At 41.8% G+C, this 23,445-nt stretch carries 22 protein-coding genes, 2 pseudogenes and 1 riboswitch; of the genes and pseudogenes, 4 read left to right on the forward strand and 20 right to left on the reverse strand.

Translation table 11 applies throughout. The features are described 5' to 3' along the window. Positions 1-499 precede the first annotated feature (499 nt). From AC4E8A_RS15530 to AC4E8A_RS15565, 8 genes and pseudogenes are all read right to left on the reverse strand, one after another. Positions 500-1,477: a YpdA family putative bacillithiol disulfide reductase gene (locus AC4E8A_RS15530; RefSeq protein ID WP_490194169.1), complete on the reverse strand. Its 978-nt coding sequence runs from the start codon at positions 1,475-1,477 to the stop codon at positions 500-502. Positions 1,478-2,259: 782 nt separating this feature from the next. Next, entirely contained in the window at positions 2,260-3,537 is a 1,278-nt protein-coding gene (locus AC4E8A_RS15535) for a Glu/Leu/Phe/Val family dehydrogenase (protein ID WP_490194171.1), read from the reverse strand. 288 nt (positions 3,538-3,825) lie between these two features. After that, on the reverse strand, positions 3,826-4,383 hold the full coding sequence (locus AC4E8A_RS15540) for an adaptor protein MecA (RefSeq protein WP_490194173.1): 558 nt from the start codon (positions 4,381-4,383) through the stop codon (positions 3,826-3,828). A 154-nt stretch (positions 4,384-4,537) separates the two neighbouring features. Continuing rightward, positions 4,538-4,873, reverse strand: a complete 336-nt coding sequence (locus AC4E8A_RS15545) for a cobalamin-dependent protein (protein WP_490198889.1) — start codon at positions 4,871-4,873, stop codon at positions 4,538-4,540. 75 nt (positions 4,874-4,948) lie between these two features. Continuing rightward, positions 4,949-5,443, reverse strand: a pseudogene (locus AC4E8A_RS15550) (MerR family transcriptional regulator); the annotation flags it as partial. Between the two features lie 84 nt (positions 5,444-5,527). After that, complete coding sequence (locus AC4E8A_RS15555; protein WP_490194175.1) at positions 5,528-6,295, reverse strand: metallophosphoesterase; 768 nt, start codon at positions 6,293-6,295, stop codon at positions 5,528-5,530. After that, positions 6,292-6,675 carry a hypothetical protein gene (locus AC4E8A_RS15560; RefSeq protein ID WP_490194177.1) on the reverse strand — a complete coding sequence of 128 codons (384 nt, stop codon included), beginning with the start codon at positions 6,673-6,675 and terminating at the stop codon, positions 6,292-6,294. Before AC4E8A_RS15560 ends, AC4E8A_RS15555 begins: the two co-directional genes overlap by 4 nt. A gap of 47 nt (positions 6,676-6,722) precedes the next feature. Next, positions 6,723-7,355, reverse strand: coding sequence for a CBS domain-containing protein (locus tag AC4E8A_RS15565; protein ID WP_490194179.1), 633 nt, complete (start codon positions 7,353-7,355; stop codon positions 6,723-6,725). 156 nt (positions 7,356-7,511) lie between these two features. Here AC4E8A_RS15565 and AC4E8A_RS15570 point away from each other — a divergent pair, with 156 nt between their 5' ends. From AC4E8A_RS15570 to AC4E8A_RS15580, 3 genes are read left to right on the forward strand one after another with little or no spacing between them, the layout of a single operon-like run. After that, the gene (locus tag AC4E8A_RS15570) at positions 7,512-7,730 is read left to right on the forward strand and encodes a spore coat associated protein CotJA (protein ID WP_490194181.1); all 219 of its coding nucleotides are present in this window, start codon (positions 7,512-7,514) and stop codon (positions 7,728-7,730) included. Between the two features lie 5 nt (positions 7,731-7,735). Next, positions 7,736-7,996 carry a spore coat protein CotJB gene (locus tag AC4E8A_RS15575; RefSeq protein WP_490194182.1) on the forward strand — a complete coding sequence of 87 codons (261 nt, stop codon included), beginning with the start codon at positions 7,736-7,738 and terminating at the stop codon, positions 7,994-7,996. 31 nt (positions 7,997-8,027) lie between these two features. Continuing rightward, the gene (locus AC4E8A_RS15580) at positions 8,028-8,597 is read left to right on the forward strand and encodes a manganese catalase family protein (RefSeq protein WP_490194184.1); all 570 of its coding nucleotides are present in this window, start codon (positions 8,028-8,030) and stop codon (positions 8,595-8,597) included. 61 nt (positions 8,598-8,658) lie between these two features. Here AC4E8A_RS15580 and AC4E8A_RS15585 read toward each other — a convergent pair whose 3' ends face one another. The 5 genes from AC4E8A_RS15585 to AC4E8A_RS15605 all read right to left on the reverse strand — a co-directional run bounded on the left by AC4E8A_RS15585 (position 8,659) and on the right by AC4E8A_RS15605 (position 13,220). Continuing rightward, on the reverse strand, positions 8,659-9,114 hold the full coding sequence (locus tag AC4E8A_RS15585; RefSeq protein ID WP_490194186.1) for a YpbF family protein: 456 nt from the start codon (positions 9,112-9,114) through the stop codon (positions 8,659-8,661). A gap of 297 nt (positions 9,115-9,411) precedes the next feature. Beyond that, on the reverse strand, positions 9,412-10,089 hold the full coding sequence (locus AC4E8A_RS15590; protein ID WP_490194188.1) for a LysM peptidoglycan-binding domain-containing protein: 678 nt from the start codon (positions 10,087-10,089) through the stop codon (positions 9,412-9,414). Then, the gene (locus tag AC4E8A_RS15595) at positions 10,086-10,685 is read right to left on the reverse strand and encodes a CPBP family intramembrane glutamic endopeptidase (RefSeq protein WP_490194190.1); all 600 of its coding nucleotides are present in this window, start codon (positions 10,683-10,685) and stop codon (positions 10,086-10,088) included. The genes AC4E8A_RS15590 and AC4E8A_RS15595 overlap by 4 nt, the downstream gene beginning before the upstream one ends. A 4-nt stretch (positions 10,686-10,689) precedes the next feature. Continuing rightward, positions 10,690-12,168 (reverse strand): RecQ family ATP-dependent DNA helicase, encoded by a 1,479-nt coding sequence (locus AC4E8A_RS15600; protein WP_490194192.1) that lies wholly within the window; start codon positions 12,166-12,168, stop codon positions 10,690-10,692. Then, the gene (locus AC4E8A_RS15605) at positions 12,165-13,220 is read right to left on the reverse strand and encodes a YpbB family protein (RefSeq protein ID WP_490194194.1); all 1,056 of its coding nucleotides are present in this window, start codon (positions 13,218-13,220) and stop codon (positions 12,165-12,167) included. The genes AC4E8A_RS15600 and AC4E8A_RS15605 overlap by 4 nt, the downstream gene beginning before the upstream one ends. Positions 13,221-13,458: 238 nt before the next feature. Between AC4E8A_RS15605 and AC4E8A_RS15610 the strand changes: the two genes are divergently transcribed. Next, complete coding sequence (locus tag AC4E8A_RS15610) at positions 13,459-13,707, forward strand: ferredoxin (RefSeq protein ID WP_421379319.1); 249 nt, start codon at positions 13,459-13,461, stop codon at positions 13,705-13,707. A gap of 104 nt (positions 13,708-13,811) precedes the next feature. On the opposite strand, the gene AC4E8A_RS15615 is transcribed toward AC4E8A_RS15610, so the two are convergent. The 7 genes and pseudogenes from AC4E8A_RS15615 to AC4E8A_RS15645 all read right to left on the reverse strand — a co-directional run bounded on the left by AC4E8A_RS15615 (position 13,812) and on the right by AC4E8A_RS15645 (position 23,418). Further along, complete coding sequence (locus AC4E8A_RS15615; protein ID WP_490194196.1) at positions 13,812-14,378, reverse strand: ECF transporter S component; 567 nt, start codon at positions 14,376-14,378, stop codon at positions 13,812-13,814. Positions 14,379-14,525: 147 nt separating this feature from the next. After that, positions 14,526-14,666, reverse strand: a riboswitch (FMN riboswitch). 87 nt (positions 14,667-14,753) lie between these two features. Further along, complete coding sequence (locus tag AC4E8A_RS15620; RefSeq protein WP_490194198.1) at positions 14,754-15,665, reverse strand: peptidoglycan DD-metalloendopeptidase family protein; 912 nt, start codon at positions 15,663-15,665, stop codon at positions 14,754-14,756. 1,017 nt (positions 15,666-16,682) lie between these two features. Then, positions 16,683-18,030 (reverse strand): annotated as a pseudogene (locus AC4E8A_RS15625) (IS1182 family transposase). A gap of 308 nt (positions 18,031-18,338) precedes the next feature. Further along, complete coding sequence (locus AC4E8A_RS15630; protein ID WP_490194200.1) at positions 18,339-19,544, reverse strand: hypothetical protein; 1,206 nt, start codon at positions 19,542-19,544, stop codon at positions 18,339-18,341. Then, positions 19,510-20,067, reverse strand: a complete 558-nt coding sequence (gene sigX, locus AC4E8A_RS15635; protein WP_490194202.1) for an RNA polymerase sigma factor SigX — start codon at positions 20,065-20,067, stop codon at positions 19,510-19,512. The genes AC4E8A_RS15630 and sigX overlap by 35 nt, the downstream gene beginning before the upstream one ends. Positions 20,068-20,932: 865 nt before the next feature. Further along, entirely contained in the window at positions 20,933-22,705 is a 1,773-nt protein-coding gene (locus AC4E8A_RS15640; protein WP_490194204.1) for an ATP-binding protein, read from the reverse strand. After that, complete coding sequence (locus AC4E8A_RS15645; protein WP_490194206.1) at positions 22,702-23,418, reverse strand: response regulator transcription factor; 717 nt, start codon at positions 23,416-23,418, stop codon at positions 22,702-22,704. The genes AC4E8A_RS15640 and AC4E8A_RS15645 overlap by 4 nt, the downstream gene beginning before the upstream one ends. Positions 23,419-23,445 lie beyond the last annotated feature (27 nt).

Genomic DNA, 23,445 nt, shown 5'->3' on the forward strand with positions numbered 1-23,445 from the left:
GTGCTTAATGCGCTATAATAGGGTGTTTTTTTCAAGGAAACCACCAATAAGATGGCCGCGGCATAAAATTTGGTCGAATTAATTCAGGAATGCACCAAACGTTTGACTCTTGAGGAGAATTTTACTTAAACATCCTTGTGTAAAAGGATATTTCCTCCTATAGTGTTGCTTCCGAAATAATCCCAAAAGTCGGATTTTTGCCCTGCATACTAAGTTTTTCGCTCTGAACGAGAGAAGCTCTTTTCTCTCTTGCTAAACAAGGGGTTTTTCTGCTCAACATCATAACCGGGCATCTTTCTTTTAATCACCTTGTTCTCATCCCGGCACCACCCCATAACAGGGGATTTACCTTTATAATCACCTTATTATAAGAAGCTCACCAAGCTGTAACCGGGGGAGCTCTGCGTAACATACCCATGATATGGACGCCCTTCCAAATCTAAACATAAAAAAGCCCTCGAAAGTTTCAGCAAAACTTACAGGGCCTCCATTAATATCCTTATTTAGATGTATCGTCTCTTTGCGTAATCGCCTCAGCTATCAATCCGCCATGAAAACGGCCATTTTCTATGAAAATTTCATTCGCATTATTTCCTGCAGCAATGACACCTGCTATAAAAATTCCCTTTACATTCGTTTCCATTGTTTCAGGATTAAATTCCGGACGCCCTGTTTCCTTATCAAGTTTGATCCCCATCTTTGTCAGAAATGAATGATCAGGATGATAGCCAATCATCGCAAAAACAAAATCGTTTTTGATTTCATTGATTTTTCCTGCCACAGAGTATTTCACTCTTTCTTCGGTGATTTCCTCTACTTCTGCATTAAATTCCATCTTGACCTTTCCGTGTTTTACCAAAGCCTCAAACTCCGGGAGAATCCAAGGCTTTATGCTGCCGGAATAGTCACTTCCCCGATAAAGGACGGTTACACGAGCACCCGCTTTTTCCAGTTCGATTGCTGCATCAACAGCTGAATTCTTTCCGCCAATGACCACGACATCTGTGTCAAAATAAGGATGGGCTTCTTTAAAATAGTGGTGTACTTTTTCTAGATCCCCTCCTTTTACGTCTAGTTTGTTATGGTGGTCATAGTAACCAGTGGCAATGATGACACGCTTTGTTTCATATTCCTCTTTTGCAGTCTTGACAATAAAACGGTCATCTTCCAGTTTGGTTACGCTTTGGACCTCTTCGAACCGGTTGATTCTTAAATCATTCAGTTTTGCGACCTCTCTGTAGTAGACCAAGGCTTGATTTCTCTTTGGTTTATGCTGCTCGATGATAAACGGCACATCACCGATTGCCAGCTTTTCACTTGAGCTGAAAAATGTCTGATGTGTCGGATAATTGTAAATGGCATTAACGATGTTTCCCTTTTCAATGATCAATGGATTGATACCGATTTGTTTCAGTTCTATAGCTGCAGACATGCCGCAGGGACCGCCCCCGACAATTATGCACTCTTCTTGTCTCATTGCCTTCACTCCTCTAGATCTTCACTTATATACATATATCTTTATAATGCCAATTTTGTTCGATTATAAAAATTCTCCCACCATAATATGATAGGAGAATTTTTTAGAGGATGCAAAACATTAGCAGCCGGAAATGCCATGTTTTATAAAAAACCAAGAAAATGCCGGTTTGAGGTCTTGAAAATATTTTTATTGATTTTTCACGCCGTAGTTGTTTCCCTCTGCAGGTAAGGCTACTGGGAGAGGTGTGTCAAGGAGCGTTCGCCTCCGCTAAGCACACCGTACGAATTGGAGTGTTCCTTCATGAGCTGGAGGTTCACAACCAACGCAGTGGGTTCAGGTTCATTTCCGTTTGAACGAAGACTGATTAAATCGAGCTGTTGACAGAATAATGACTCACTGGATTCTATACGGGAATGAACTTGTTGCTGTCATAAAAAAAAATAGAAAGGCACTTCAGCTGCTTAGAGCCGGGACTGGCTCGCCACTAGCACTAGACAAAGGACACACAACGGACCCAATGAATTGATGCGACCTGCCACAGCGATGTGCCGTGAATTACACTGGCAGCTGAACCCTGGGGCTGGATTTGCAAGAAAAAAACCTGAAACGGGTAGTCATTGGCCCATAATTTCACCCGGGTCCTGCTAGTCCAGCAGGAGATTGCCCATCTTCCGCTTCTTACAAGTAAAGGAGTAAGAATTTTACACCCTAATGGTTGTTAAAACCTGTAGTATATTTTCAATAAAAAACAGAGGCCCAAGGGAACCTCTGAAGGATTATTAGATCCAGCCTCTGAATCTACTGGCTTCAGCCATTTTTCTGACCCCTACCATATAGGCAGCAAGCCTCATGTCCACTCTGCGGTTCTGAGCCGCTTCATAGACATTATTGAAAGAAGAAACCAGGATTTTTTCAAGTTTTTCTTCGACTTCTTCTTCCGTCCAGTAGTAGCCTTGGTTGTTTTGCACCCATTCAAAATAGGAGACGGTTACACCTCCGGATGATGCCAAAACGTCTGGAACCAGCAGGATATCACGCTCTGTCAAAATCTTTGTGGCTTCCAGGGTAGTTGGGCCGTTTGCCGCTTCCACAACAATGCTTGCCCGGATATTTTCTGCATTTTCTTCCGTAATTTGATTTTCAATGGCTGCAGGAACCAAGATATCACAATCAAGCTCCAATAGTTCTTTATTGGAAATTGTATTATTAAAAAGTTTCGTCACAGTTCCAAAGCTGTCACGTCTATCCAGTAAATAATCGATATCCAGCCCATTAGGGTCATGGAGACCACCATAAGCATCCGAAATGCCAATTACTTTCGCTCCTGCATCGTGCATGAACTTTGCAAGGAAGCTTCCTGCATTACCGAATCCTTGAACTACAACTCTTGCGCCAACAAGGTCAATGCCTTTTTTCTTTGCTGCTTCTCTTATACAAATCGTTACACCTTTAGCAGTTGCTGTTTCCCGACCATGTGAACCACCAAGTACGAGAGGTTTTCCGGTAATGAAGCCTGGTGAATTGAATTCGTCAATGCGGCTGTATTCATCCATCATCCAAGCCATGATTTGTGAATTAGTGAAGACGTCCGGGGCAGGAATGTCTTTAGTCGGTCCGACAATCTGGCTGATCGCTCGGACATATCCCCGGCTTAACCTCTCAAGTTCCCGAAATGACATGTCACGGGGATCGCAGATGATACCGCCTTTTCCTCCTCCATATGGAAGATCTACAATTCCACATTTCAAACTCATCCAGATAGAAAGGGCTTTTACTTCTTTTTCCGTTACATTCGGATGGAAACGGATACCGCCTTTTGTAGGGCCGACCGCATCATTATGCTGAGCGCGATAGCCAGTAAATACTTTTATTTTTCCATCGTCCATTCGGACAGGTATTTTAACTGTAAGCATTCTAACCGGCTCTTTAAGAAGCTCATAGACTTCATCTGAATATCCCAGCTTCTCAAGAGCGAGCTGAATCACTGTTTGTGTCGATTTCAATACATCATTTTTGTCTTCAGGATTGCTGCTTGCTGCGTCTTTCTCGGCTACCATTAGTAAACCTCCCAGTTTGATTCACTGTATTACGGAACATGTCCGCCTTTACAAGCAATAGTATACACGTTTGAAATGTTGTTGCAAAGATACAAAAATAAAAAAAGTCCGTTTTTCTGAAAACGCTGTCACTTTCAATATAATCTGATATTTCCTGCAGTTTCTTCCATTCTTTTTTTACCCGAATACCTTCTCAGTATTCATTGAAAAGGTACTTTTTACTGCATTTACTTACGCGCGGCTCTTGACTCAAGGAAAAGAGGACAGTATCATGCTGTCCCCTTTCCTTTAAGCCCCAAAGTATTCTGTTAAAACTTCCCTGCATCTCTTATCTATTACTTTTCTGCCATACTCCCTTATCACATGTATGGTTTCTTCCGGTTGTTCTCCATATTCACCGGCCAGGGAGGCAAGCCTTTGGCTCCACTTTTTCACCTCGATATAATATAAACCTTCTTTAGAGTATAGGGAGATTTCTTCATAATCGGAATATTTCAGGCGCCGCACAAATGACAAAATGTCCTCAAACAGTTCGAACTTATAAAATAGACATCCTTCGCTGACTGCCTTTCCTTCCAAGAAAGGGTCATCCTCAAAGCTCTCGTCTTCACTCAAAGTCAGTATGAGGACCATCTCACTCGAATTGACTGAATTGATTTCGACGGTTATGGTGCTTTCAAGGTCAATCCCATACTCGGTATACATTTCATCCATCAATTCTTCGAAGAATTCGTGCCATACCAATGAGTCCTTCCATTGATCATCCTCGAGTATCCCTTTCATCTCCAATTCAGCAATGCTAATAGAAAATTTCACCGTATTACTTGATAACCGCTCAAGCTTCATATTTCCGCCCCCTGAGTACGAATGGTTACCAACATACTATGTAACGAACAATAGAAGGTTCTTTTTCAACTGAAGTTTACAGGAGCAGGAATTATTCGGGCTTACAACAAAAAATGCCCGAACAGAATAACTTCCGTTTGGGCGGTGAGTACTTCTATAAATTGCTTTTAAGCCAAGTATCCCAGTCTTCTTTAGTGGAACCTACCAGATGATTTTGATATTTATCTTTTATATGCACGGGCAGTGAGTTGACAGCAAGCCCGCCTACTCCGACATGCAGAAATCCATTTTCTTTCTGAAGCTGGTCGATGATGCCCAGTGTTTGGTCGATATTTTCCCTCATCGTACAGGATAAAAATAAAAACCGCGGCTTAACCGTATCGATAACCACCTCGATATCTTCTTCCTTTATACTTGAACCAAGGTAGATGACTTCAAAGCCTTTGCGGCGGACATATACAGTGAATATCAGCAAGCCAAGTTCATGCATTTCACCCGGTCCGCATACTGCCACTACCTTGGGCAATATCCCATTATGGGGGAATGTCTGCATGAGGGTTGAAATCCTCGCTCTTAATACTGATGAAGCAAAATGTTCATGGGCTGTCGTGATTTCATTGTGTTCCCAAAGATCCCCTATCTTCACGAGCAGGGTTCCCAGGACATCGATTACCACCTTATCAATTGTATAAAGCGAAAACGCTGTATTCATAATCTGATGAGCTTTTGTTTCATCAAACTGCAGCAATGCTTGTAATAACTCTTCCCCAAGATCATGCAGCCGATTCCCAGTCTGGCTTTCCACACTCAACTCTTCTGTAAGTTCTTGCTTGTCCAGCAGTGAAACCGCCTGACTGATGGTAAAGCCCTGCTCCACCTTTGAAACGAGCCATTTCAATATTCTTAAATGTTCATCAGAATATAAACGATGGCCCGAATCATTTCGGACTGGAGCAATCATTTTGTATCTTCTTTCCCATGCTCTCAACGTACCTGGCTGGATTCCGAGCACTTTGGAAATTGCTTTAATATTATATTTTCCTTCGGATTGGTTTGTCATTTTAAATCCTCCAACTGTACCCTGTACTAAAATTATAATGGAGTGATTTACAACTGTAAAATATTGAACGCTTCAAACCCTCCGTCATTTTCCTTTTATTGTAATAAAATGCGTCTCTGGATGAGCCCCCAGCCTTAAGGGCAAAGCCGTCGTTCCATAACCATTGCTGACCAGAACCACAGTGCCCGCTATCTTGCTGAGACTTCCTTTTTGGTACATGCCAAACCCGAAAAATCGAATTTGTCCCCCATGAGTATGGCCGCTGAGCATTAAACTGACATTATGTTCTTTCCTCAATTTTTTTATGGTGTCAGGATTATGCGCCAAAAGAATCCGAAAAGACTGTTCAGGCAGGCCGCTGAATGCCATTTCGACATCATCCCTGCCTAAACTCATATCCTCTACCCCGACTAAAGCAATTGGATGGCTTTCATTTCCTTCAAGCAGCAGGAATGAATTTTCGATCAGGATGACACCATTGCTCTCTAGCAGCTCCCGAAAGGCATCTTCATCAACCTCATAATCATTATTTCCCCAAATAAAGTATACAGGTCCAAGCTCCTTTAACTTCAGAAGGTTGTCTTTCACCCGATCAAAGGAAACCCCTCTCTCAGCCAGGTCTCCCCCAATCACCACCAGATCCGGTTTCCCATGGATTTTGGATAATAGCTTTTCAGATAATTTCCTTCTATGCACATCGGAAAGGAAAAAAATGTTCAGCGGTTTGGCTGCCTGAGGATATTCAGCAAATTTGATTTCTTCGTATTTAATATTATTTTGGAATGCTTCTCTCATCATGTAGATAAGCACGAACATGCTAACACCTATAATCAAGCCAAGTAGTTCTATCATGACGTCCTCCTGGTTTTCCCTGAGAAATCTACAGAAATCATACCATAAATAAGGGCTAAACATAAGAATAACATTGTCTGCCATAAGCCAAGTGTACTCAAGAAGTAAAGACCTGCAATATGTATGGGAAAGACCAGCGCTTCTGAAGGGAAAGGCCTATGCACAATGTTCATGACCATTGCAGCCTCCTCTTTAAAAAGTTCTGCATTTAGTAAGATGCCTGCCATCAAAGAGATGGAAGATGCAAAAAATTTCACAGGGCTCAATACAAGTTGGACGATGATGTCGGACATGCTTACTAACTCGATTACAGGACACCATTTAATGAATAGGTATCCTGATATCAATGACATTGCAATTCTAAAAATAGTCAGCAACAAAAAAATCCCTCCCATAAATCATATGAGAAGGATTTTGTTTCATGATCTTAGTCTTCGTTAATATCTAAGATCCGGAAGCCCGATTTCTCAAGCTTCTTCAGGAATTTATCTACATTATCTTTCTTTTCAATCTTCAATACAATTCGGCGCAGCATCCTGTCTGTAGCATCAAATGTAACCAAAGATATCACCGACTCATGGTGCTGTTGTATGATATCACCCAATCGGGCTATGCGGCCTTCCGTTTCTACGGATGTAAAGGCAATCCTTATCCCATCACGCTGCATTCCAAATGCACTTTGGAACTGCTCCAGAACATCATACCTTGTTACAAGACCAAGAAAATTACGATCTTCATCCACGACAGAAAGAATCGGGAAGTCCTGAAGCTCGACAAGTGTCTTCTCAAATATTTCGTCTCCTACAAGGTACTTATCTTTATGGGCAGCAATATCTTTCACCAGCGTTTCCTTAATAAAATCCGCTTTTAATTTGTCTGATTGAAAGAAGTTCTGATAGATATTATACCTTGTCACCACACCTGCATATTTATCCCCTGAAAGAACCGGCACCCCGTCAATTTGGTGGTGCTCCAGCACATCCAACGCCTTTCCTACTGAATCATTTTCCTGTACCACATAACATTTGTGTTTCGGTATCATCGCACTCTTCACAAACATTCTAATCACCCCATTGAAATTTTACTATAATATTATAATTCCACGTTTATTGTATTAATACCTGCTTTTTCAAGTGCTAAAACAAATCTTTTGGAATGAATCCATTCAGAATTCATACAATTGAATGACAAATTAAAATCTGGAGGGACCCGAGAAATGCATAGTTTGTATAAGAGCTATAAACCCTATGTATCCCCTTTCGATCCATGTCCGCCCATTACAGTGAAAACCTATTCCACTCCGCCGAATCTCTATCTTGGCTATCAGCCTCCTGATCTTCCTCAATTCACTCCAAAAGAGGCATTGAGGGCAGGAACTTTATGGAAGGTGTTCTACGACCCTTATTACAGCCCCTATGAAAAAAATAAGGAGTGATGACTATGAAACAGATGCCTCCTGAATACTATCAATTACTGGAAGATCTCCAGACGGCGGACTTTGTGATTCTAGAGCTGACTCTTTACCTGGATACACATCCGGAAGATTCAAAGGCCATACAGCAGTACAATCAATTTGTAAAACAGAGAAAACAAATCAAAAAAGCATTTGAAGAAAGGTTTGGCATGCTCACCAATTTCGGCTACAGTTATTCACATTATCCATATGAATGGCCAGAAGCACCATGGCCCTGGCAGGTTTAATCTATTTCACAAGAAAGGAAGGTGTAAGCAGATGTGGGTTTATGAAAAAAAGCTTCAATATCCAGTAAGGGTGAGCACATGCAACCCCAGACTGGCAAAGTACTTAATTGAACAATATGGCGGCGCGGACGGGGAACTTGCAGCAGCCCTTCGTTATTTGAATCAGCGTTACACTATCCCCGATAAAGTTATAGGCCTGCTCACAGACATAGGAACCGAGGAATTTGCCCACTTGGAAATGATTGCGACCATGATCTACAAACTAACCAAAGATGCTACTCCGGAAATGATTAAAGAAGCGGGAATTGAGCCTCATTATGTGAACCATGACAGCGCTTTGTTTTATCAAAATGCCGCAGGAGTTCCATGGACAGCCAGCTATATCCAGGCAAAGGGAGATCCGATAGCTGATATTTATGAAGATATTGCTGCAGAAGAAAAAGCCCGGGCTACCTATCAATGGATCATCAACATGAGTGATGATCCGGATTTAAATGACGGACTTAGGTTTTTAAGAGAAAGGGAGATTGTGCATTCCCAAAGATTCAGGGAAGCAGCGGAAATGCTTAAAGAAGAAAGAGATCGAAAAAAAATCTTCTAGGGTTGGACCTGCAACTTATTTGCAGGTTTTCTCTTTGTAATTCCTTATGTTTCTAAGCACTCTACTTACTTACATGATAAAGATTGATATCCCAATGCTTCTTCAGCAATTCATAGACCTGGTGCCGTTTCTTCCAGGAATCTTCTTTCCACAGATCCTTGCTGCGGTCAATGATTTCACTCCTAAGAGCGTGGTATTCCTTCTCTGCCTTTTCCTTTTTGTGGTAGAGCACTTTTACCGCACCAAACAGTCCAAAGATAAGCAGAAGTGCGAATAGATGGCTTTCTTTAGAAAAAAAAGCAGAAAATACAGCTTCAAATGAATAGGAGTACGGACCAATGATTCTATTGTAGAAGTAGTAGATAAAACAGAAAGCAAGAAATACAGAGCTCCAAAGAAGCATGAGATGAAGCTGTTTGACCTTGTCCCACTTCCGCTTCTTTTCAATTACATTTTGAAGCATTTGCTTGGTGGCAAGGTCTGTCCAATCATCGAGTTCCGTTATATGAGAATGCATTTTCCATTCACCTCAGAGTCGCTAAATTTCTACTATTATTATATGAACCTGTCCCTCAAATTAGAATAGTGAGTGTGAAAATTAAACATCATAAAAAAGTGAAAAATGCGTTCCGTTCCATGCACACGACTCACAGAGGGAGGCGCTAAAGCCAAATTCAAATCTCCTCCAACCTTGCACTTTTGGTCATCCAGCTCCAGAGCCTCGCCCCTCGGAGTCATAAGCCTATCCGTCAGGAAGGTTACATCAAAAAAAGCCTTATGAAGCTTTCACTTCATAAGACTTAAAATATACGTATTAATCCACTGGCAAGGGGATTTCGATTACTTGTCCTGCTTGAAGATCATTACTTTTTAAATTGTTCCATTCTTTTATTTTTTCCAATCCTGCTTGAGATTTATAATAATTCATAGCTATCCTGAATAGCGTTTCTTGAGGCTTTACAACATGTTCAATGACTTGTACATTTTCTTGGTACTCTGTCTTCTGAACAGTTTCATCCTGTTCTGTCAATTGCACAAGGCTCTCTTTATCCACTTCTTCGTCTGGTGCTTCCTCCTGAACAGCTTGTTTCTTTTCTTCTCCAACCGGAGGATCGGTTGCAGGATCCGTTTCTTGATTGGAAGTCTCCTTCTCTCCATCCGAGCTGGTCCCACTCTTGACATCTTCTTTGATATCACGGGTTTCATAGGTTACTTCTTCACGCTGCCCCTTCTCAGTCACGATACTTCTATTTTCATTCGGGCTAAGATCTAAAAATGAATAAATGCCAAATATTATAATAGGTAAAAGTACAAAAAATGCGGCCATCCCTTTAATCAGGGGATATTTGATTTTCTTCTTTTTCTCTTGATGAAGGTCACTTCGTTTTGGAAGTGTCCTGCTTCGTTCCACTTCCTGCTCAGGCATTGGCTCTACTCTTTCAATTTTTTGTCGAAGCTTTTCGGCTTGAGCTCGATAAGGATCTCTTTTCATAAAACATCCCTTCTTTTTTCTTGATTAACTGCTTGATACTTGATGGCAAGGCCGAGCAAAAAATCGATGATAAAATGCATCACCATTGTTACTCCGAGATTGACTGTCCACTCATACACAAGCCCTATCCAAAGACTGAGGATGAGGATATTCAGGACCAAAAACCAATTTCCCCAGTACCTTATATGAATGATGGCAAAAATTATCGTTCCTGCCATTAATCCAAAATGGTGTTGGATAACACCACGGAATAATAGTTCTTCACAAACAGCGATGACAGCCGCAAGTATCGCTATATGAAGAACGCCCCTATTCCGAAAAATCCTTTCATTGATTCCGCCGTCATCATGATACTTCATTGGCAATACCTTCATGAAAAGCAGATCTGCTCCCACAATGATGATTCCGCTGCTAACACCATATGTCAAGATTTGACGGTTCCAGGCAAACTGTTTTAAAAAAGACGAAATATCGTCATATAAAAATATACCTAAAATAATCGAAACAGTTAATAGGACCATTTGAGTAGCATACAGGTGAAACGTCAATTCCCGGTCCGATATTTGCTTAATGATCTCTTTTTGCTTTTGTCTCATAGCATCACTTATTCAGCAGCATTCTGGACAGCTGCTCTTCCCATGACAGTATTTCTTCTTTCACACCAGTAAGAGTGGCCTCATTAAATAGACTGTAATCCAGACCGCAGACATCACAGCACATATCATTATGCTCATGGTACGTATCACCGAACATATGAAGGATTCCGCTTCTTCTGCATCCTTTACCCATTGCCCACTCTGCCATCAAGCCAATCTTCTTACGCTTGCTCTCCAAACGAAGGTCTCTGACCTCTTTGACGAATGGAGCCAAACCTTTATCACTCGGCGGTAAATTCTTGGTCTTATTTATATATACCTGCTTATAAAAGTTTAAAAACCTGATATGGACTTCATTTAAACCATATCTGTCCATCATGTCCTGCTCTGATGACTTTCCAGCGTCCATATAATACTCCTCAATCTGAAAATCAGAAGGCATTTCATGATCCATTATCTGATACGACAAGCCTTCATCTCCTTGTGAATAGAGAAGCAGCGCCAAACTCCTCTGGCCATCTCTCCCTGCTCTCCCTATCTCCTGTAAATAGCTTTCGGCACTCGAAGGAAGATGAAAATGAATGACAAATCTGATATCAGCTTTATTGATCCCCATACCAAATGCACTGGTTGCACAAATGATATCCAGGCGGCCATGGAGAAATTGCTGTTGGATGAGTATCCTTTGTTCCTGTTCCATTCCCCCATGATAATAAGCTGTCTTATGAAGACCGTTCTCCTTAAGCCAGCCCGCTGTATCTTCAGCCAGTTTTTTACTGGAGAAGTAAATAATACCCGGTTTTTGATAAGTAGATACTGCCTCCAGAAGCGCCTCCATCTTCTCTTGAAAGGTAGCAGCGCTTTTTATTGCCAGACTGATATTCGGCCTGTCTGCTGAATGGACAATTTCCCTGCATTTTCTCATTTGCAGTGTCCTTTTAATGTCTTCCCGCACTTCATAATTGGCAGTAGCGGTCAATGCAAGTGTAACAGGAGACCCGAGAGAAGCCTTGATTTCTCCCAGCCTTTGATAGTCCGGGCGGAAATCATGGCCCCATTGCGAGATGCAATGAGCTTCATCCACCACAAACAAGGAGACGGACAGTGATTGCAATTTCTCAATGATCTTCTGTCCCATGAGCATTTCTGGAGAGATGAAAACAAAGCGGTATTTATTAAGGTTTTGCAGAATATAATTCTTTTCCTGAAAGACCAGAAAGGAATTGAGGGCAACCGCACTTTTCTCCCCCATTACTTTCATGTGCTCTACCTGGTCCTGCATCAATGAAAGCAGAGGGGATACCACCACGACAGTACCACCAGTAATATATGCCGGAAGCTGGTAACACAGTGATTTGCCCGTCCCTGTAGGAAGCATGGCAATGGTATCTTGTCCTTCAAGGATGGATTGAATCACTTCCTCCTGTCCTTGCCTGAAATCATTATACCCAAACCACTTATGCAGTTCTTTAAGCAAATTCATAATCGATCACCATATCTGGCTAATGTAAGCCTGATTTGAAAATAAGAAAGCTGGGGAAGAGCATCCTTTATGGGTTTCAGCTTTCGCTTGTTCACTTCTTTTGCTTTTAGGATAACATTCTTGATTTCTGCTGCTGGTATAAACTCATCGATAGAAAACGCATTGTCATTCAGGGCGATTTCGACGACATGATCTTCAATCGTACTTTCCTTCAGCCTCCTGATGCGGGCAATTCGTTCGATGCCAAGCCCCTGCTTTAACAGCTTATAGGTTTCTTCACTTGACTGGGTCAGGGAAATCTCAGGAACCAGATCAGACATCAGTGAATACATTACAGGATAGCCAGATTTATTTTCAATTATTTCATTCATGGAATAATGCAGTACATTCAAAAACCTGAACCAATATTCATCCTCACTGAATTTAAACCTTTCTGCGGCCTGACCTCTGGTAAGGCCTATATATTCTCCCCCCGTCAGACGGCAGATCAGCAATTCAGGATTATCCGGGAAGCGGTCATGTTTCGCAAGGGAACTCATTTCTTTAAACAAGAGCAAATTGAGATTCGTTAAAGGAACAGGCGGTGCAGACAAAAACCTTTTGATCCACTTTTGGATTTCCCGTTCCCGCTGAACTGGATAGTATCTTTGCTCCGCCCTTATGTAGTGGGATAAGACTTGAACTAAAAGAGAGATCCTTTTCCATAGGATTTCGACAGAATTCCCATAAAGCCAGCCGCTTAATGAAGAAGGAAATGGGTGCAATTCAAAGAATTCATCCAACTGGCGTATCCCCTCCTCAGTAAGGATATATCGTTCAGTTTCTGACTCGGTAATCCATTTCTTTTCATATAGTCCATAAGCCAGGTTTTCAAACTGATTTCGTTCTATGATTGGATAGGAATAGAATAAGGATGTCAGCGAATATAGATGGGCATCCTGTATAGTTTGTGAAGACTTCTTTCCTTTAAGCAAATGGTAAATTGAAAATACAGTTCTTTCACCATTGATTTTTTTAAGGCAATAAAGAACGACGGCTTCAAGATAAGTCATAAATTTACTCCTTTTTGGCATCTGTTCTTATTTAAATTATTGTATCACGAAACCGACACTTTGCGACTTATTCCTGCTTAACTTTACAGGATATTAGATATAAATTATCGTCAATGGGAACCTTAACTATTGAAAGTTTTATGAATCACCATTAGAATAATAATATGAATATTAGTACACTTACCGGAGCAAGTGTATGATACTTAACAATATCGACCATTTTCAGGAGGTTTTTTCATTGCCAAAGTATACGATTGTTGATAAAGATACATGCATTGCATGTGGAGCTTGCGGTGCAGCCGCTCCAGACATTTATGATTACGATGATGAAGGTATTGCTTTTGTGGTTCTTGACGATAACGCAGGTACTGTTGAAGTACCTGATGTTCTCGAAGATGATATGATAGATGCTTTCGAAGGCTGTCCAACAGACTCCATCAAGGTTGCTGATGAGCCATTTGACGGAGATGCCTTGAAATTCGAATAGATCTCTTTAAAAAAACGGCTGGAATTAGACATTCCAGCCGTTTTTCATATTCCTTCCTGCCATATAATAAAAGCGGCTGATGACTTCATCAGCCGCTTCTTATGCTAAGCACGCTTAAATGCGAATTGTTTATTAAGCCATACATGCATCCTTGTGAACAATAATGCAAACACTGCTGCAATCAGGATGCCTTTCAAGATATTGAATGGAAGAATTCCGGTAACGATAATGGTTGTCGGCAGTTCTAAATTCAAGAAATATTTATAAGCGGGCAAAATGATAAAGTAATTTAACACACTCATTAACACTGCCATGGCAACTGTTCCTGTAACCAGTCCGGTCAACATTCCTTTCTTTGATTGGATGCGGTTATAAATATAATAAACCGGTAAGATGAAGGAAATTCCCGCCATGAAATTCGCAAAGTGTCCGATCGGCACCCCGGTATCACTTCCAGTCATTACATAGTCCAGGACATTTTTCAATAATTCCACCAAAATCCCTGCTACCGGCCCTAAAATGATGGCTGCTATCAATGCAGGTACATCACTAAAGTCAACCATTAAAAAGCTTGGAAACGGCGGTATCGGAAAGTTCAGCAGCATTAGGACATAAGATACTGCGCTCAACATCCCAATCAAGATAAACCCTCTGGTATTCAACTTCTTCATGCTTCCTCTCTCCTTCTAGTGACTCATCTCACGTTAGAAGAAAGGTTTTGCCTGAGCAACCTAAAAAAACTCAAGAGAATCTCTTGAGAAGTCCAAAGGCATGCCCAAATAAACGTCCAAAGCTGTTCCTTTTGAACGCGGCTCAACCTTCATCTCCTCCCATCCAGACTGTACTGTCGGCTTTGGAATCACACCAAATCCTGCCCATAAAACAGGCTCGCGGGCTTAGAATGAATACTCTCACTCATCACCGCCGGTCGGGAATTTCACCCTGCCCCGAAGACGAATCTTAAATTTTTGATACATCATCATTATACAGAATAACTTAGGATGTGTGAAGGGTTTAGCTCGAATTCGAGATAAATTAATACATACCTACTCCCGCTGAACTACTAATTCCTGGAATGGAATGATCGGTTCACTCTTCTTCATATCATTCCAGCCAATCAACTCCTCAACAGAAACATCGTATTGCTTCGCTATCCCAAATAGCGTTTCCCCCTGTTGGACCCTGTGGACCTTTCCAGAGGTGTCTGGTATAACCAATTCCTGGCCAGAGATGATCGTAGAATCAGGGAGGCTGTTCTCAACGAGTACACCCTCTACGCTGACTCCATAGGTTTTGGCTATTCGCCAAAGGGTTTCCCCAGGTTTCACGGTATGTACTTTACTTATAGATCCCATCTGATCTGCGGAAGACGCAGCTGGGTTTTCTTTTTCTAAATGGTTTATCTTAAGTGCAACTTCACGAACCTGGTAAGGATCATGTTCATTTGCAAAAACCGTTTGTCCTGTTTCCCCTTCCCCATAGACAACGTACGGGTCTATCGCATTGTCTTTTGTGATCGTCCATTCTCCCTTATGGATCTCAAAATGCAGATGAGTCCCTGTCGACCTACCCGTGCTGCCCATGCTCCCGATTCTTTCCCCTTTTATAACAGCTTCTCCCTCGGCAGCTTCCCTTTCTTGTAAATGTGCATATACCGTTTCAAATCCATTTGGATGCTTTACAAATATCACATGGCCATAACTGGAGGAGTAATAAGATTTCGACACCACTCCATCCTCTGCTGAATACACCGGCGTGCCGTCTCCGCCGCCAATATCCATTCCTTTATGATTCCCCCCCCTTGTCCCAAAATGGTCGGTAATGTATCCATCAACAGGGAAAACCCAAGAAGAAGTATCATTTCCTTCCGCTTGAGCGATAGTCCCGCTTATAAACAGCAAACTTACACATAGAGCAAGTAAACAAACGATCAAAATTCTTCTTATATAATCAACCATCCATATCCTCCTTCATTTTCGGGTACGCTTTAAAACTATGAAAACGTGTACCATGATAGAACAAAAGCTTGTTTTTCCTTCCAAAAAATACTCTGATTCAATAGATAAATTAGCATTTTTTGTCTTGCAAATTCCCCTAGATAGCATTTACATATTCTCTTAATTTATGTACAAACACAAAAAAACCAGGGCAAATGGCCCTGGTTACAGACCGTAGACAAACCCTACTTCAACCTTTTGGTCAACCCGTTCGGATGAGAGAGAGAAAATACCTATTTGCTGGTGGTTTTGCAGGTTAAAATACAAAGACTTTTGCAGGCTGTTTTGAAGTGTATTATGAATGAAAATTGCACAAAAAGAGGAGCTGCCAACGACCTTGCAGCTCCTCACTTTTATTATGCGTTATTCAATTAAGCCCCAGATCGGTTGAACAGCGGGTTTCCCGTTAAACTTTGCATTCTTCAGCAATAAAACCAGGTTCTTTGCTAATTGAGGTTTATAGAGGGAAAAATTCCCCTTAATTAGCAAATAGTACTGAAAACAGCTTAAATAGAGGGAGAAATTCCTCTTATTTGACTCAAAAAACGTGAAGATAGGCAGATTTGCTTTGAATAAAGGGAAAAACTCCCCTTATTTTCCGCAAAAACCACGGCTACTCTACATCTAACGGGAAAAACTCCCCTTATTTTTCTCCCACTGGTTATTCCCCTTCATCTTCCCATCTATTGTATCTGGCAATAACGAATCCGCGGACTAATTTGCACCATAAAATGTAGACCAATTTGTACTACCACATAGATTTATGCGATAGTGCAAATTGGCCTGCAAATCAGCATGTAAAATCAAGCGAAAAAACACCAAACCATTGGTATGTCAATAAAAAAGGCGATACAAAATGCTATGCAAATTGTGCCGCAATTCACCTTGCAATTTATTGGTTTCTCCCTCTCAACTGAACGGTTTGACCTTTTGGTTGAAGTAGGGTTTGTTAATTTTTGAGGAAAAAGCCCATAAACATTACACTGGACATGGCCCTCGCCATGTCCAGTTTGCTAACTTCTTAAGATTCATGGCAGCAAACGTAAGCATCGCCTGCATTGAAACTTTTTTCAGACCTCTCAAGGTCGTCCAACGCATGCCATGCTTCTCTTTCGCATCAGCAAAAACTCTTTCGATTGTTTCTTTGTGCTGCGCATAAAGTGTTTTATTAAAATCAGTGTGCCTCAGATGTTCAACCTCGTCTATGTAATCCTGCCAAATGTGTCTATGGATCATCTTTGTATGATTATGGCTCTGAGTACATTTTTGTAATAATGGGCAGTCCTTACATTTTAAAGGATTAGAAGCATACTTTTTGTATCCATCTCTTGTGGTGGTGCGGTAAGGAAGTATTTGTCCTTCCAGACAGATATAGCAGTCGAAATGTTCATCATAAACGTAATCGTATTTCTTTAGGTAACCCTCTTTCGTTCGGGGACGAGTATAGGGCATGACCGGTCTGATTTCTTGGTCTATTAAGAACTTAGCAATATGGGGCGTCTTATATCCAGCGTCAACAGCTACAGAAGAAGGTTTTCCAACTTTATTACTGACTAGGTCCACAAGTTGATCCAGCATCCGACTATCATGGACATTTCCACCCGTGACAAGGGAGCCTAGAATAAACCCACGCGAATCACTCGCTGTATGGAATGAATAAGCAAATAGTTTCTCACGTTCATCTTTGACATAGTATCCACTTTCAGGGTCTGTGGTACTTACCTTTCGTCTCTTCTTTATTCTGTGGGGGGAAGGGCTTTTTTCCGTGGTCCTCACGATCGATATTAATCTCTTCATCCAATTAAGCCTGGTAACTCCTCGTTTCAACTCGAACCATTTTTTTCTCGAATTTTTTCTTATTGGCATTCGCTTTTACATGCGTTGAATCAATGAAAGCAACGGATGGATCTACCAACCCTTTTGCCATAGCCTCTTTCAAGATACGGTAGAAAATCTGTTCAAACAAGTCAGTATCGTGGAAACGACGAACGTAGTTTTTGCCGAAGGTGGAAAAGTGGGGTATCTTTTCCGTAAAGGCATACCCAATAAACCAGCGATAAGCAACGTTGGTCTCAATTTCTTTAATGGTTTGACGCATGGAGCGAATGCCGAACAGGTATTGAATGAATACCATTTTAATGAGAACAACAGGGTCGATACTCGGTCTTCCGTTGTCGAGACAGTATTTATCTTTGACCAAGTCATAGATGAAATCAAAATCAATGGCTTGTTCAACCTTCCTAACTAAGTGGTTTTGCGGGACCAACTGGTCCAGGGCAACCATCTCAATTTGATTTCTTCCATCTTCTACATGTCTTGATAACATAGTGCATCCCCCACAGTTTTTTTATGTTTGGTGTCAAAACCAGATTTAATTCACAAAAGGTTGATTGGAGCGGAAGGCGTACGATCTCCTGCGGGACTAGCGGGACAGGTGAGACCCCGCAGGCGAAGCTGAGGAGGCTCACCGCACGCCCCGCGGAGTCGTGCGCCTGTAGCGGAAATCAACTATTCATTCCAACCACCCAAGTTTTAGTTAAGAAGTAGTTAACTTAATTATACAAAAAAAGCTTGTAGACATGGTCCAAATCTTGGACTTTGTCTACAAGCTGAAACCAGGGCAAATGGCCCTGGTTACCAGTTCAATATTTTCTTATTCGGACCTATTGGCACCTTTACCGGCTGGGAAAAATCGAAGCCTTTCCAAGATGTGTTTTCAATATTGTTAAACAAAACCTCTTCAAATTTAAAATCCTTTGCCGTCATTAAGATTCCTTCAATCAACAGCATACCTTCAGGTGTGTCGTCCAAGGTGAGTTCTTCATCAAAAGATATGGTTATGAGGTTGTTCTCTGTTTTTATCTCAAATTGTATATCATTTGAAATTACCGGTTCATAAAAACTGCCGGGAGGAGACTTCATGGCTGTCAGGGCATCTTTTATTGATGAATAGCTTTCTTCACCGGGCATAAGATAAGCATCGCCGCTCTCTAGGGTATATTTATAATATCCCTTATTCCCAGGGCCGCTTTTATTGATTTCCGATACCTCACCAAGATGGGAAAAGGATGGAGCAGAACCATCCGGTTTCTTTAACCTTATCTTCTCAAAAGTTGACGTTTGCAGGGTCATGATGAGGGAGTCATAAAAAAGGTCCTCACTTCCGCCGCTGAGTCTCTCCAGCTCTTCATCTGTTAAAGTATAAACCAATTCATTTAATTCATTATCCACACTAAGTGAACCAGAGAGTGGATGATATTCATTAAACCCCCATTCTTCCTCCGGGATATCTTCGGCTGCCTCTTCAAATTTCTCCGGCCACTTACCCTCAGCCGATTTGTCCACCAGCACACTCACAGGTACTGCGAAGGCATCAGGTGCTGCCAGTCCAAAGGTAAATACATCGTATTGAAGCAAATCTTCTTCATACACGTTTGTCTTTTCAGAAGCTGTCCTATTCATCATTATTGTATCACCTTTATTTTCCGGTTCCTTCAGGCTGCTGCTCCCTGCATCCAAATTTTCCTCCCTCTCCGGTAACGCCTCGATTTCCTGTCGAACAGAGCCTGTATCAGCAGATTCCTCTACTGCCATATCAGAAGCAGAATTTTCATATTCAGGATGATTGAGCGAGTTAAATAAAGAAGGAGCAATCAGGGCAAGGATCAACACCGCAGCTGTTCCGGCAAGAGCAGGGTAGCCCCAGGATTTTGGTTTCCTGACTGCCTTGGACCTGGTGACAGCTTGATAGATTTCATCCCGGCTTCTGTTGTCTTTCAACGAGGGCATGTCTCTCAATAAATGTTCAATTTCTGTTTCGTCCCATTCGTTTTTCTTCATCGAAGGTACCCTCCTCTCGTCCTTGCTCCCCCATCATTCTTTTCAATGATTTGATGGCCCGGTGCTGAGTTGTTTTCACTTTGCTTTCTGTCCAGTCCAGTACTTCTGCTGTTTCGGAAATTGATAAATCCTGGATATACCTCATAGTTATGACCATTCTTTGGTCTGTTGAGCATTTTTCAATGCATTGATACAAGTCTCTTACTTCTTCTTTCTGCATAGCCACTTCTTCAGGAATATCATTTTCATCTTTTATTGGCTGGTTCCAGTCGAACTTCTCTAGAATCCTGCCTCTCCATCCCTTTTGTTTTCTGAAGTGGTCGATAGCTACGTTTTTGGCTATTGAAAAAAGCCAGGTCTTTTCCGTACTTTTCCCCTCAAAGTTCTTATGGGATTTAAGGACCCGGATATATACTTCCTGTACCAGATCTTCTGCAAGCTGGCGGCTCCTTACTGTATATATCAAAAACTGGAATACATCCTGGTGGTATTTAGAGTACAGCTCTTCAAAAACGGAGTCCATTTCTTCCCCTCCCCGTTCATACGATTAGACGGTTTTTAAATATATAAGTTACACCCTCAACTATATTATTAATCATTTGAAAATGGAAGGCGGTTTGGAAAACAATAGAAAAAATGTTCATAGGGATCTCCGTTTCATCTCAAACGGGGATACATACACTCCATTATGAGGGCAGCAGTGTTCTATGAATGGGCAGATATCCACCAAAACGGTCAGTGGCTAATGAGAGGTCCTTGAAAAAGTGCACCAAAAATTTAAAAGGCAGAATCGTTCATTTCAAGAACGGTTCTGCCTTTCCAATTTTATATTTTATGATCAGGCTTTTTTCGCATTAATTATCGCTTTCGGAAAAATCCCAAGAGCCGGATTCCCCCCTGTATTTCAGAGGATTTTCCCTCGAAAAAGGAAGATCAGCTCTTTTCTTTCCTGCTTACAGGGTTTATACGGTGGATGACCAAAATAGTATTGAATAGCAACAAAGTTTACGAAAAGAGCCTGTGATTAAGTGTTGATTTCCGTTTCAGGTGCGAAACTGAGCGGGGCTGGCGGGTGAACCTCAGCTCCGCTTGCGCGTCTCACCTGTCAAAAGCGGAAGCGGCCGATAAGCGCTATACGGATTGGATGGCTCTCGCACGAGATAAGAAATCAAGAAGAGCGGCAGTGATCTGATGGTGATTTATCGCAAGGAGAGAGACAGAAATCCGCCAGGCGGAATTGTCTGCCTGCAGCGAAAATCAACAATTTCGCTTCAAAAAGAAGTTGTTGAAAAAAATTAGTATGCTATGTTTCCCGTGTAACAAGATTAATCGTCATCAATCTCCAGCATAGGACGGTCAAACCTGTTGCCAGGAGAATTATTTGGCGATTATTGAGGAAGGAAGAAAGAGAACGTCGTACCTTGTTCCACTTTACTGTGAACACCAATCTGGCCATTGTGGGCTTCAATGATATTCCGCGCTATCGCCAAACCTAGTCCTGTTCCAGACTTCCCGCGGGTCCTTGCTTTATCAGCCTTATAGAACCGTTCAAAAACAAAAGGCAGGTCTTCCTCAGGGATGCCGGAACCTGAATCACTGACCTCAACCAATATCCCTGTTTTGGATGGTTTATAATCGACCGAGACACTTCCCTTTTCCGGGGTGTGCCTTAATGCATTATCAATTAAATTTGTCAGCACTTGTTCCAAGCGGTCCGGGTCAATGTACATATCATGTACCCCCTTACCGGAGACCTGTCCATTGAAACTTAACACGATATTCTTTTCTTTCGCTAACCCCTGAAATTTATTGGTCACACGTTCGAGAAATCCAGGCAAATCTGTTCTTTCTTTATTCAGGGTAATATGTCCCGCTTCCATGCGTGCCAGATCCAAGAGATCGTTAACGAGCCTTCCCATACGAAGGGATTCATCATAAATAATCCTCGCGATTTCCTTTTTCTCTTCTTCTGACCCGGCAATATCATCAACGATGGCTTCACTGTATCCCTGAAGCATTGCTATCGGAGTCCGAAGCTCATGTGAAACATTAGCGATAAAATCTTTTCTTAACTTGTCGAGCCGCCTTTCCTCTGTCATGTCCCTGACTACAGCCACAGCTCCCCTTACATATTCTTCATTATAAAGTGGACTTACTATCACGACATATGAACGGCCCTGAAGGCTTACTTCTCCTGTCTGTTCGTTTTCGAGGAGAATGACTTGTTCAAGAAGTTCCTTCAATGTCGTTGGAATGGCTTCCTGGTCATTGCCCTCTTGTTCATAGTACCATTGCTGTAAAAATCTTTCCGCAGGAGGGTTGGTAATCAAAATCGTTCCATCTCTGTTGAAAGTGATGACCCCATCAGCCATGCTGCTTAAAATGCTGGACAATTGTTCTTTCTCCTGGCTGAGGGCATGCAAATTAAAATTCAATTGTTTCCCCATCTGATTAAAGGCGGTTGCCAATTCACCAATTTCATCATGCGTTAGGATCGGCACCTTGGTATCGAATTTCCCCCGTGCGACTTCAAAGGCTGCTTCTCGCATTTTTCGGAGCGGAGCCGTAATACGTGTCGATAAGAAGAAGGCAAAGATTGTTGTCAGGATGATGGCAATCCCTGCAGCAAGAAGAATTAATTTGGTCGTCTGCCTTGTCGTTTCTTTTATTTCTTCCAATGACTGAAATATCAAGACTGCCCCTGATGTTTCGCCGATTTGTACCGGTGCCCCGACAACTACGATATTCTCATACAGATCAGAAACATATTCACCGTTTAAATGGAGCTCCTTAATAAACGGCCTATCCTGTTGAAATACAGCCTTGACTTCTTTTTCATCGAGGATTTCCTGAATAAGCAGCTGATGTTCTGCTGTACTGTCTTCTGCATAGTATAACTTGTTCCGACTCTCGGCAATGATTAAATTGTGGGGATCATCCACTATTTCTTTTGAAATCTGCAACCCCATACTTAAATCCTCGTGGTTTTCCACAACAGACGCTATCTTCTCAGCTGTATCGGATAAATCATTCTCGACCTGCTCCAGATGGTAGTTTTGGAAGAATTCAAGCTGAAGAATCGTCAGTATAAAAAGGACAAATGCTACTAATAGAAGGATGGTGATCCATAGTTTACCTACAACACTGCGCCATAGCCTCATTCATTATTAACCTCAAACTTATAGCCTACTCCCCAGACGGTCACAATCATTTTCGCTGCCTGCTCGGAAACTTTATTCAGCTTTTCACGAAGCCGTTTCACATGAGTATCCACAGTTCTTAGATCTCCGAAGAAATCATAATGCCATACCTCTTTCAATAGATGCTCCCGATCGAAGACTTTATCCGGCGCTTTAGACAAGAAGTAAAGCAGTTCATATTCTTTCGGGGTAAGGTTGACATCTTTCCCGTCTGCTGTGACCCTATGTGCATCGTTATCGATTGTCAGGTGAGGATAAACAATCATATCTTTCGTCTTTGTGTCTGTATGTATATAGCTTGTCTTGGATGACCTTCTCAAGAGAGCTTTAACCCTGAGTACCACTTCCCTTGGAGAAAACGGTTTCACAATATAGTCGTCTGTTCCAACCTCGAATCCCTGAACGCGATTGGCCTCTTCACCTTTTGCTGTAAGCATGATCACAGGTGTGGATTTTTTCTGGCGGAGTTCCTTGCACACCTCTATTCCATCCATTCCAGGCATCATAAGATCAAGCAGGATGCAGTCATACTCATTGGTCAAAGCCAGTTCAAGAGCACTCTCGCCATCTTCTGCTTCTTCAATGATATAGTTTTCCCTTTCCAAGTACATTCTCAAAAGCTTCCTGATACGATCTTCATCATCAACTATCAAAACCTTTACGTCCTGATCCATGGTTTTATCCCCCTTCGGATATAGTTA

It is taken from the genome of Bacillus sp. SRL337 (genome assembly GCF_984799155.1).

What these genes read in the sequence shown, in the direction of transcription:
- AC4E8A_RS15530 (WP_490194169.1), bottom strand. Translation starts at nt 1,477, where the DNA reads ATGAGACAAGAAGAGTGCATAATTGTCGGGGGCGGTCCCTGCGGCATG.
- AC4E8A_RS15535 (WP_490194171.1), bottom strand. Translation starts at nt 3,537, where the DNA reads ATGGTAGCCGAGAAAGACGCAGCAAGCAGCAATCCTGAAGACAAAAAT.
- AC4E8A_RS15540 (WP_490194173.1), bottom strand. Translation starts at nt 4,383, where the DNA reads ATGAAGCTTGAGCGGTTATCAAGTAATACGGTGAAATTTTCTATTAGC.
- AC4E8A_RS15545 (WP_490198889.1), bottom strand. Translation starts at nt 4,873, where the DNA reads ATGCATGAACTTGGCTTGCTGATATTCACTGTATATGTCCGCCGCAAA.
- AC4E8A_RS15555 (WP_490194175.1), bottom strand. Translation starts at nt 6,295, where the DNA reads ATGATAGAACTACTTGGCTTGATTATAGGTGTTAGCATGTTCGTGCTT.
- AC4E8A_RS15565 (WP_490194179.1), bottom strand. Translation starts at nt 7,355, where the DNA reads ATGTTTGTGAAGAGTGCGATGATACCGAAACACAAATGTTATGTGGTA.
- AC4E8A_RS15570 (WP_490194181.1), top strand. Translation starts at nt 7,512, where the DNA reads ATGCATAGTTTGTATAAGAGCTATAAACCCTATGTATCCCCTTTCGAT.
- AC4E8A_RS15575 (WP_490194182.1), top strand. Translation starts at nt 7,736, where the DNA reads ATGAAACAGATGCCTCCTGAATACTATCAATTACTGGAAGATCTCCAG.
- AC4E8A_RS15580 (WP_490194184.1), top strand. Translation starts at nt 8,028, where the DNA reads ATGTGGGTTTATGAAAAAAAGCTTCAATATCCAGTAAGGGTGAGCACA.
- AC4E8A_RS15585 (WP_490194186.1), bottom strand. Translation starts at nt 9,114, where the DNA reads ATGCATTCTCATATAACGGAACTCGATGATTGGACAGACCTTGCCACC.
- AC4E8A_RS15590 (WP_490194188.1), bottom strand. Translation starts at nt 10,089, where the DNA reads ATGAAAAGAGATCCTTATCGAGCTCAAGCCGAAAAGCTTCGACAAAAA.
- AC4E8A_RS15595 (WP_490194190.1), bottom strand. Translation starts at nt 10,685, where the DNA reads ATGAGACAAAAGCAAAAAGAGATCATTAAGCAAATATCGGACCGGGAA.
- AC4E8A_RS15600 (WP_490194192.1), bottom strand. Translation starts at nt 12,168, where the DNA reads ATGAATTTGCTTAAAGAACTGCATAAGTGGTTTGGGTATAATGATTTC.
- AC4E8A_RS15605 (WP_490194194.1), bottom strand. Translation starts at nt 13,220, where the DNA reads ATGACTTATCTTGAAGCCGTCGTTCTTTATTGCCTTAAAAAAATCAAT.
- AC4E8A_RS15615 (WP_490194196.1), bottom strand. Translation starts at nt 14,378, where the DNA reads ATGAAGAAGTTGAATACCAGAGGGTTTATCTTGATTGGGATGTTGAGC.
- AC4E8A_RS15620 (WP_490194198.1), bottom strand. Translation starts at nt 15,665, where the DNA reads ATGGTTGATTATATAAGAAGAATTTTGATCGTTTGTTTACTTGCTCTA.
- AC4E8A_RS15630 (WP_490194200.1), bottom strand. Translation starts at nt 19,544, where the DNA reads ATGAAGAAAAACGAATGGGACGAAACAGAAATTGAACATTTATTGAGA.
- sigX (WP_490194202.1), bottom strand. Translation starts at nt 20,067, where the DNA reads ATGGACTCCGTTTTTGAAGAGCTGTACTCTAAATACCACCAGGATGTA.
- AC4E8A_RS15640 (WP_490194204.1), bottom strand. Translation starts at nt 22,705, where the DNA reads ATGAGGCTATGGCGCAGTGTTGTAGGTAAACTATGGATCACCATCCTT.
- AC4E8A_RS15645 (WP_490194206.1), bottom strand. Translation starts at nt 23,418, where the DNA reads ATGGATCAGGACGTAAAGGTTTTGATAGTTGATGATGAAGATCGTATC.